This window comes from Caballeronia arationis (assembly GCF_001544975.2).
Taxonomy (GTDB): Bacteria; Pseudomonadota; Gammaproteobacteria; order Burkholderiales; family Burkholderiaceae; genus Caballeronia; species Caballeronia arationis.
The window spans coordinates 1-9,525 of the sequence record NZ_FCOG02000179.1 but is presented as its reverse complement, the minus strand read 5'-3'; the positions used below and the strand labels follow the sequence as shown (position 1 = coordinate 9,525).

Annotated in this window: 11 protein-coding genes; 8 read left to right on the top strand and 3 right to left on the bottom strand. The window is 61.4% G+C overall.

Annotated features, from left to right (window positions below; translation table 11 throughout):
• From AWB81_RS47555 to AWB81_RS37795, 6 genes are all read left to right on the top strand, one after another.
• A partial coding sequence (locus tag AWB81_RS47555; RefSeq protein ID WP_235026116.1) for a hypothetical protein occupies positions 1-196 on the top strand: 196 nt, incomplete at its 5' end.
• Between the two features lie 137 nt (positions 197-333).
• A complete protein-coding gene (locus tag AWB81_RS37815) occupies positions 334-1,377 on the top strand; it encodes a tyrosine-type recombinase/integrase (protein ID WP_062643151.1) in 1,044 nt (347 codons plus the stop codon).
• Positions 1,378-1,566: 189 nt separating this feature from the next.
• On the top strand, positions 1,567-1,974 hold the full coding sequence (locus AWB81_RS37810; RefSeq protein WP_144444308.1) for a helix-turn-helix transcriptional regulator: 408 nt from the start codon (positions 1,567-1,569) through the stop codon (positions 1,972-1,974).
• A 217-nt stretch (positions 1,975-2,191) separates the two neighbouring features.
• Positions 2,192-2,626, top strand: coding sequence for a hypothetical protein (locus AWB81_RS37805; protein WP_062643146.1), 435 nt, complete (start codon positions 2,192-2,194; stop codon positions 2,624-2,626).
• Positions 2,619-3,653 (top strand): phage major capsid protein, encoded by a 1,035-nt coding sequence (locus AWB81_RS37800; protein ID WP_144444307.1) that lies wholly within the window; start codon positions 2,619-2,621, stop codon positions 3,651-3,653. Before AWB81_RS37805 ends, AWB81_RS37800 begins: the two co-directional genes overlap by 8 nt.
• 228 nt (positions 3,654-3,881) lie before the next feature.
• On the top strand, positions 3,882-4,106 hold the full coding sequence (locus tag AWB81_RS37795; RefSeq protein WP_062643142.1) for a hypothetical protein: 225 nt from the start codon (positions 3,882-3,884) through the stop codon (positions 4,104-4,106).
• Positions 4,107-4,756: 650 nt separating this feature from the next.
• Here AWB81_RS37795 and AWB81_RS37785 read toward each other — a convergent pair.
• From AWB81_RS37785 to AWB81_RS37775, 3 genes are all read right to left on the bottom strand, one after another.
• On the bottom strand, positions 4,757-4,981 hold the full coding sequence (locus AWB81_RS37785; RefSeq protein WP_062643138.1) for a hypothetical protein: 225 nt from the start codon (positions 4,979-4,981) through the stop codon (positions 4,757-4,759).
• 137 nt (positions 4,982-5,118) lie between these two features.
• The gene (locus AWB81_RS37780) at positions 5,119-5,307 is read right to left on the bottom strand and encodes a hypothetical protein (RefSeq protein ID WP_062643136.1); all 189 of its coding nucleotides are present in this window, start codon (positions 5,305-5,307) and stop codon (positions 5,119-5,121) included.
• A gap of 486 nt (positions 5,308-5,793) precedes the next feature.
• Complete coding sequence (locus tag AWB81_RS37775) at positions 5,794-6,360, bottom strand: hypothetical protein (protein WP_062643134.1); 567 nt, start codon at positions 6,358-6,360, stop codon at positions 5,794-5,796.
• A 228-nt stretch (positions 6,361-6,588) separates the two neighbouring features.
• Between AWB81_RS37775 and AWB81_RS37770 the strand changes: the two genes are divergently transcribed.
• Complete coding sequence (locus AWB81_RS37770) at positions 6,589-7,218, top strand: DapH/DapD/GlmU-related protein (RefSeq protein WP_062643132.1); 630 nt, start codon at positions 6,589-6,591, stop codon at positions 7,216-7,218.
• 435 nt (positions 7,219-7,653) lie between these two features.
• Entirely contained in the window at positions 7,654-9,405 is a 1,752-nt protein-coding gene (locus AWB81_RS37765; protein ID WP_062643130.1) for an FAD-dependent oxidoreductase, read from the top strand.
• Positions 9,406-9,525: the final 120 nt, after the last annotated feature.

Below are 9,525 nucleotides of genomic sequence, written 5' to 3'. Positions count from 1 at the left end.
CACTCAGTACCGCAAGCGTGGTCACGTCCTGACACTGCTGCCTGAAAAGCTGCTTTCTTTGGTTACTTTCTTTGCAGGAGCAAAGAAAGTGACTGCCGCCCCGCATTCTACGGACTATCTTTCCGTCAGTCAAAAAAAGCACCCGAACGAATCGCTCAAAGGCTTATCCCGTAAGGCTCCGGAAACAAGTGTTTAGTTTTTTAGAACCCGCCTATATTAGTTGTGCCGAACGCGAATTATCTGTTCCGTGACATATTTTGACGGCTGTTTGTGCCGCCCCGATGTGCCGGAATTCGCGCTAGATTTTCCACTTCGACTCGACACACTATCTTTATGGCTACCATCCGACTCACGCCGGCCGGGACGTACAAAGTCCAGGTCCGCCGCGCAGGTTTCCCCGCGCAAATCCAAACGTTCCGGACAAGGAAGGAAGCGGACGCGTGGGCGAACCGCGTCGAGGACGATATGAAGCGCGGCAACTTCACGCCGATCGATCGCGACGGCCAAACGATGACTGTCGTCAAGCTGATCGAGCGCGGCGCGCTGTCATGCTTCAAGCTGATAGCCGAAAGTAATCTTGCTGAGATTCCGATAAATCGTCTCACGCCGAACGCGATCACGAAGTTCGCCGAGACGCGCCGTCTCACCGTGAAGCCGCAGACCGTCGCGACGAATCTCTCGCGTCTCTCGCAAGTCATCAACTTCGCGAACGATCATCTCGGTTTGCAGATCGAGAACCCGATCCGCGAAATCCATCAAACGTTGCGCACCCGTAAGATCGTCTCGCAGTCGCAAGAGCGCAAGCGCCGCCCGAGCGCGGACGAACTCACGCGGCTGCGCGCGTACTTCAAAGCGCCGGCAAAGTCGCGGCCTCGCCGCGTGCCGATGGCCGACATCATCGACTTCGCGATCGCAACCACGATGCGCGCGGGCGAGTTCACCTCGATTCGTTGGAGCGATCTGCACGAGCAACGGCGCGAGATCATGATCCGCGCGCGAAAAGATCCGAAAAACAAAGACGCGAACGATCAGATGGTGCCGCTCACGCCCGCCGCGTTGGAGATCATTCGTCGTCAGCCGCGCATCGACGGCGAGGACCGGATTTTCCCGCACAACAAGCACGCGATCTCGACACTGTTTCCGCGCGCGTGTCAAACGTTGAAGATCAAGGATCTCCACTTTCACGATCTGCGACATGAAGGCATCTCGCGATTGTTCGAACTTCATATGTCGATCCCGGACGTCGCCAAATTCAGCGGCCACAAGGACTGGAAGTCGCTCAAGCGCTACGAGCGGATGACCAACGCCTCGGTCCATCATCGTTACGAGCGACTCGTCGAGCAGTTCGGCCGTTTTCATAACGAGAACGCCGCCTGAAAACCCGCCACGGGTCTCTCTCGAAATAAGTCGAATCGTCGCGCAATGCGACGATCGACGCGAAGTTTGTTTTTTTCGGATTAGCCGCATGTCAAAACTCGTCAATGGACGGGTAATAGCCGTCAATTCTAAAATTCGGCCCGCGAAAAATCTCTCTCTGTTGCTTCGCAAAACTAAACTCTTGTTTGCTTGTTTTATTCCGCGCCGCCGCCAAAAATATTCAAATTAATCGGCGATCAAAGGGTGAACGACATGGACGTGGACGAGATCACGGCGAGCAAGCGCAAGCCGCGTGCGAACAAGGCGTCGTTGGTCGAAGTAGATGAAGCGCGAGCCGTGATTTCGGAGCCGGTCATAGCGCCGGTCCCGGCGCCGGCCCAACCGATGACGGTCCGTGCGATCGATATGCAGGTCGTCGCCGCCGCGCTCGGCGTCAGCGTGCCGACGGTCAAACGCCTGGTGCGGATCGATCCGACTTTTCCGAAACCGTCCACCTTGAGTAGATCCGCGGCGCGCTACTGGCTCGTCAGCGAAATCGAAGCGTGGCTTCTGAAGCAGGCTGCTAACGCTCGCGCCAAGTCAGCCGAACGCAAGTGAGGCGGCGCGATGCCAGCGCGAATCCATTCCGCCAAAGTCGAAGCGCGGCCTGTCCGGGGGCAATCATGAACGTTCGCAAGGGGGAAGGCGCCCGCGCGACCGACGCGGGCGGAACTGCTCGGGCACCGTACCAGGGCGATCCGAACGCGTCATGGGGATACGCGCATCTGAAGCATAGAAGCACGTCCGACCCGACGCAAGTCAGGCGTACGCGATCATGAGCGCCGACACGTTGCTCAACCGGCTCGAAGGTGTCCGTGAAGTCGGACCAGGCCGCTACGTCGCGCGCTGCCCTGCGCATGAGGACCGGCAAGCGTCGCTCTCGATCACCGAGAAGCCCGACGGCGTGCTGCTCGTCCACTGCTTTGCCGGCTGCGCGATCGCCGAGGTCGTCGGCGCGCTCGGGCTCGATCTCGCAGACCTGTTCCCGCCTCGCGAATCCGGCGCGGCCGGTCTCGTACGCTCGGGGAAGCCGGTCAAACGTCGCTGGTCGGCCGCGCAAATCCTCGCCGCGCTGACGCTCGAACTGTGCGAGATCGTGCTCGTGATCGGCGCGATCGCGCGCCGTGGCGCGGTCACTCCAACCGAATACGATCGCCTGCTGCGCAGCGTGCAACGGGTGATGCACGCCGAGGGCTATTGCAGTGACTGAGACTCGCTATTCGCTACCCTCGCCCTATCCCGATCGCGCAGTGCTCGACGAGTCACGCGAGCGCATCACCGGCATACCTTTCGCGACGCTCGGCTATCGCTATGACGACTTTCATGCCTACCTGCCGACGCACAGCTATCTGCACGTACCCTCGCAAGAGCTTTGGCCGGGGGCAAGCGTCAACGCGAAGCTGCCGCCACGCCACCTGGACGGCGCGAAAGTAAAGCCGTCGCTCTGGCTCGACGTCCATCGGCCCGTCATGCAGATGGTGTGGGTGCCCGGTGAACCGGCACTGATCGAGAATCGCGTGATGCAAGCCGCCGGCTGGCACGCGCACACCGGCGCGCGCATCTTCAACCTCTACAATCCGCCGCGACTGATCGCGGGCGATGCGCGTAAGGCCGGTCCTTGGCTCGATCACTTGCACCGGATCTATCCCGAGGACGCCGGTCATATCGCGAACTGGATCGCGCACACCACGCAGCACCCCGGCACGAAAATCAATCACGCCCTGTTGCTGAGCGGGCAACCGGGCATAGGCAAGGACACATTGCTGGAACCGGTACGCGCGGCCGTCGGCGGCCCATATGACACGCTGGTGCTCGCGCTGGCGACCCTGTACGGCTTGGGCGGGCTGTCGGGCGGTGCTGCGATTGGCCTGAACCCGCAGGATTGGGCGGGTCTGCTGCTGCTCAAGGACGACGCCGGCAACTATCAAACGGCGCCGTTCACCGCCGCGCCGACCTCGCTCGCGGGCGCGACGCTCGCGGTCAGCAACGCGATCCCGCTCGGCTCGTTCCTGCTCGCCTCGACGCCGGCCGGCGCGGTGCTGGCGAACCGCACGGGGATGCGTGTTGATCTGTCGAGCGAGGAGGGTCAAAACTTCGTGACCAACGCGACGACGATCCGCTGCGAGACGCGGCTGGCCGCAGTCGTGCAGAACCCCCGGCTGGTGCTGACCGGTACGCTCACGCCGACCACGCCACTCGCGGCCAGCAGCAGCAAGAGCTCAAAGTCGTCGAGCTAATAGTCGTCTTGCCGTGCCGCTGCTTTCGCTCATGGTGCGCGGCGGCACGAACCCGGGATAGCGCGACCCGGCAAGCATCGCGCGGTTTGCCTTGTGTCCTCTCAAGGGACTTCACGCCCGCCGACTCACTCCCGGCGGGCGTTTTTTCGTCCTGGAGCACATCTGCGGCTTCGCGGGAACGTGCAGTGCTATAAGGCAGATCACCGCCTACCACGAACAAGGTCCGCCATGGCACGGCTTCCCGATTCTCTCTTCGCGCAATTGCTCGCTTTGCCGCTCGGTGCGGCGCTCGTCTTGCCGCTTGGCGTGCCGATGCAAGCCGCTGAGCGTGCCATCGCATCGGTCATCGAGCAGCACCCTATGCGGCGCTTTGCGATAGGCGAACACGTCGCACAGCCGAGTCAGGGCGAAGCGGTCCATAACGTGAGCATCGAGCGCTTGGCGGATGCGTAAAGCCTTGCGAGGCGGGCGCACCGGCTCAGCCGTGGACTCACGTTGACGCGCGTCGATGCCGTTTCCGGGCTCACGGCGCAGCGCTGGGAGCCGCTCGCGGCGAAAGTAGGTATCCGACAAAGGGTCGGGGCTCACCAGCGGTTTCTACTCGCGCGATGCGCGTCCGAAAATGCCGCGACCGGGCGCGCCGTGCGGCGAAGCCGTTTCGGGCTCGCGAGAACGCGAGCGCTCGACTTGGCTATACAGAGCGATTGTCATCGTTGAGTGTGGACGGCAAGGTCCGAACGTAGTCTTCGCGTAGCTTGACGAGCGAATGCGTCCTGGCGAGATCCGTCTGCGATAGCGCTCGCAACTGGTTGACAAAGACCGCGTGCGACCTTCTGCAGTCCGGGCAGAAGTGCGCGGTCTCGCTAAAATATCCCGTGAACCAATCCCATGCGAGCGCTTGCTCGGAAAACTGAGGAACCCGCGTCGCGCACAGCAGGCATTCGATTAGATCTTGGGCGTGCGACGATAACGAGCCACAAGCGATAGCGGCTGCATCGCGAAGATTCGTGCTCATCTCGACTCATCCTCATGAAAAAGGGGAAACAAACATTTAGCAGACGGTCCAAACGTGTTCTATTTTCGGAATTGCAATCCCTCGTAGATCACGGCTCATCCGGCAGGCGCCCGATGCGCACGTTATGAAGGGCTTCACCATGGCGCGGCTGTGCAATATGTTCGCCTTTTGCAAAGCGCCGCATAGGGTGCTGTTCGATGACCGATGCGATGGCACCCTCAGCGCTTTGCACCGACACACCAAGCGGCAAAACGAGAGCCGCACCGACCGGCAAATCGAGCAATTGCGAAAAAAGGGAATCCGGCGCTGACATTGCGAGCCTCTTCCAAAGGAGTGGTGTCCGCTTGTTAGCACTGCTCGTTCCTGCGAACGCCTGCGCTTAGAAGTCCGAAGGCGGCGACGGATCCTAGAGCAGATTCTTATCAGTGTTGGCGCGAATCTCGTCGCGAGTCATGGCGTGTTCCTCGCGAGACGATCGGTCACGAGCTTGTCGATCCGTTTCAACGTTGCGGACGTGGCCGCGATCTCGTCTTCAATCCGATCGATGGACGCGTTCATCTCGACGAAGCCTTCGCGGATCTCGGTCGTCATGATCTCGATCTCGTTGAGGATGTCGTTGATTTCGTCGTAAGTCGTCATCGCTGTGCGCCCCGTTTCGATCGCGCCGAACGCGAACGCGTCCGACTAAACTTTAGTTTAGCGGAATCGCGATTCGCGATCGATCCGAAACGACCCGGACCGGTTTCGGCACGTTTGCTGCGCCTTGGGCGCGACGGCGGATCGAGCGCGGGTGGTTTCGCTCTGGACCGGCGCGCGGGCGTCACCACGGCCGTTTTGGAGGACCGGATTTAGAAGCGACCGTATCTTTTTTGCGACGCGTGCGACTATGCCGAGCGGTTACTCTAAACCGGCTCACGTTTTAAGCCGATTCCGGGAAACGCTTCGTGCCGAATCGTTGTGCCGACGGTTTTTCGACCGGCCGCAAAGGCTTGCCGACAAGGCCCCGGAGTTTTGACATCGTCGAACCCCGCACAGGGGCGAGCTAATCGACCGCGAAAAACACAAGTTTCATGAGAGCACTGGTACAACCGACCAGACCCTACCCCAAGCGCCAGCGACCCACCCTTACCACGGTGACTTGTAAATCTCCCGCGGCTTGGCCGCGACAACGGGCTTGCCGCCCACCGGCTGCTGGTACAACGCTGCCGCCGCTCCGTCGGGTGTCTGCATCATCTTCGCATCGCGATTACGCGCAAGCGGACGCAACTGGACCCGGCCGCCACCCTGGCCGGGCATCTGCTCGACGCCATCCTGCTTCGCCAGCAACTTGTCCGTCGGCGACGATCCCTGCACCGTCTGCGCGTTCGCATTCGTCACGGGCCCGCGCTGTCCACCCTTGCCGTTCATCGGCGTGCCGTAGGGGTCCGCATAAGCCTTCGGCGTGCCGAGCATGTCGAGCTCGGCCGCATCGGCGCCATTGCCGAGCGGCGCCGCATGCGCCCCCTGCGTGCAGAGAAGCACTGCCGGAACGCACAGCGCCGCGAACAGCGGAAGGAAGGTCGAGCGGATCTTGCGTATCATGAAGTTCTCCTGTGCGCCCACGATCCGGCGCGTGCCGGCAGGGCTGTCGATGGTCTCGCCAGACGAATTTTCCGCCGGGGAGAGCGCATTCGTATGCATGCGTGCGTACATGAAAACAGGATATTCCGAGTGCCCGGCCGCTACCGCCAAAAGTCTTTCTCATGCGGCCATTCGTGCAGTAGCGCACGCGGGCTCTCGCACCCTTCGACCATAATCGATTTCAACAAAGATCGGTTTAAATGATCAATGAGAGGCGAGTCTTCAAGGCTGCAAACGCCCCCTTGAGCAAGGCACTTAAAAGCACTCGAAGTGCACGGCCATTACGCGGGGATCGGTCAAATGGAAAGGGCGATAGAGGAACGTTGCGTCGGCCAGGCCGGCAGCAAGGAAAGCGCACAGACGCCAGGCGTCAATGCGCGGGGCAAGGTCATCGACCTGTCGAAGGCCGGTCCGGGTAATTACGTCGCGAAACGCAGCTTTCTCATCGAGACCGTCTGGTTCTTCCTCGAAGCATGCATCATCAATAACAAGCTGATCCCGGTCTCGTCGCTGCGCGTCGCGCTCCTGCGTGCGTTCGGTGCGCGGATCGGAAAGAACTGCCGCATGCCGCATCCGATCCGCGTGAAGGCGCCGTGGAATCTCGAAGTCGGCGACAACTGCTGGTTCGGTGTCGACGCATGGATCTACAACCAGACATCGATTCGCATCGGCTCGAATGTCTGCATCTCGCAAGGCGTATTTCTCACGACGGGTTCGCACGACGCAGCCGGCAACATGGACCTGCGAGTCGCACCGATCGTCATCGAGGACGGCGTGTGGATCACATCGAAATGTGTGGTGCAGATGGGCGTGACGATCGGACGCTCGGCACTCGTGACCCCGATGTCCGTCGTGCATCGCTCGCTCGAAGCGGAAGGCGTGTACGGCGGTAATCCGGTGCGATACATCAAGAAGCGTTTTTCCGCGTAATTCGCCATACGTGGCTGCACGAGCACGCGTCGCAGCGCACGGTTTCTATGCATGAATCAAAGTACCGGATGCGAACCGTCAGGAGAGAACGGACGCATTTGCCTTAGGTGACGGAAGAGACACAAGGCTCGTCAGCTTGGCCGTAAGCGCCGCCAATTTGGCGGGTCGGCCATTTCTTCTGGGTCGAATATCACGGGAGGCAATGCTTGAAAGTTCTCGCTGCCGCGCGGGACAGCCGTCGCTGTCGCCGCTTGCATCGTCGGGAACCGGTGAGGACGCCCGACTCCTGCACGAGTCCTGTCGCCATCATGGCGCAAGGGACCGCGGGCGGAAGCGGCGTATCGATTGTGGATCGCGACAGCGTGTCGGTTCGACCGAAGGGTTCGGTCGTGGACCAGAAGAATCGCTGAGCACGAGTGAGAGGGAGTACGGGGCATGTTCATCGACAGCCGTAGCATAGAAGATGGCGCAGTCATCGAGACCACGGTGTGCATCATCGGCGGGGGGGTGGCGGGCATTACGCTCGCGCGGGAGCTGGAACAACAGGGCATCGGTGCCTGCCTGCTGGAAAGCGGCGGCTACAAGGCCGATAGCGATACACGGGACCTGTATCGCGGTGAAAACGTCGGCGTGCCGTACGAATTCGCCGACGGTTGCCGCAGCCGCTTTCTCGGCGGCAGCAGCAACTGCTGGGGCGGCTGGTGCCGTCCGCTCGATCCGTGGGATTTCGACAAGCGCGACTGGGTGAAGGACAGCGGCTGGCCCTTCGGCCTGGACGAACTGCGCCCGTATTACGCGCGCACGCACGCACTCCTCAAGCTCGGCGAGAACAACTTCGAGCCGGCATACTGGGAAGCGGCGATCCACCGCAACGACGTGCGGCGTCATCCGTTCCCGACCGGCAAGGTGCGCGATACGATCTCGCAGTTCAGTCCGCCGGTGCGCTTCGGCAAGGTGTATCGCGAGGAGTTGCTCAACGCGCGGCACGTGCGCGTCTTCCTGTATGCGAACGCGCTCAACATCGACACCGACGGTGAAGCAAAGTCCGTCACGAAGATCGACGTCGGCACGCTGTCGGGCCGGCGCTTTGCGGTGAAGGCGAAGGTCTTCGTGCTGGCGACGGGCGGTATCGAGAATGCGCGGCTCCTGCTTTCGTCGAACAAGGTGCAGAAGGCGGGCCTCGGCAACGGCCATGACCTGGTGGGCCGCTATTTCATGGACCATCCACGGATCATGTCGGCGAAGGTGAACTTTAAGAAGGCGTGGGCGCGCAACAAGCTCTACGACATCAAGTATCACTATCAGAATACAGCGGTCGCCGCGCACGGCACGTTCATCTCGTCGCAGTTCGCGCTGACGAAGGACGTGCTCGAGAAGGAAAAGCTGCTGAATGCGCGCTCGTGGTTCTACTCGGTCTTCAAGGGCGAGAACACGGAAGGTTCGGAGGCGCTGATCCGCTGCAAGCAGGCGTTGCTCCAGAAGGACCAGCCGGGCTGGAACTTCACGCAGGACCTGATGACGATGATGTCGCATCCGGTCGATACCGCGTGCTTCGGGCTTGCGCGCCTCTTGCAGCCGCGTCCGCTCATCACGGAAGTGAAGATCCAGACGATCGTCGAGGCCGAGCCGAATCGCGACAGCCGCGTGACGCTCTCGGACAAGAAGGACAGTCTCGGCCTGAATCGTGTGAAGGTGGACTGGCAGGTGACGGAGCTCGTGAAGCGCACGTTCGACCGCACCGTTGCGCTCCTCGCGGACGAACTGCAGCGCGGCGGCGTGGCGGATGTCGAACTCGACGCGACGCTGGAAGGCAAGCCGTGGCCCGCGCAGCTCGAAGGCACGTGGCATCACATGGGGACGACGCGCATGCACGATTCGCCGAAGGAAGGCGTCGTCGACCGGAACTGCAAGGTGCATGGCATGAGCAACTTCTATGTTGCTGGCAGCTCGGTGTTCCCGACCGTGGGGGCGAACTTCCCGACCATCACGATTGCCGCGATGACGCTGCGCCTCTCCGAGCACATCGCGCATGTGCTCAAGACGTCCGAGGGCACGAGCGCCACGGTGACGCCGCTCATCGTCGGGGAGCATCAGCCGATGGACCGGCCAGAGGAAGAGCCGTTGCCGTTCGCGGCATCGACGCTGCACATGCCGTCGGATCTCGCGTTCCAGATGGGCAAGAAGTAACGCGATTTCGTTCGCGAATGCACGAGAAGAACCCGCTGCGGCGTAATGCCGTTCAGTTAATGTTCTTTTTGAGGTATCGAACGGTGTAGCGTTTAGGGCGGGATTTGACGACTCGGTCGC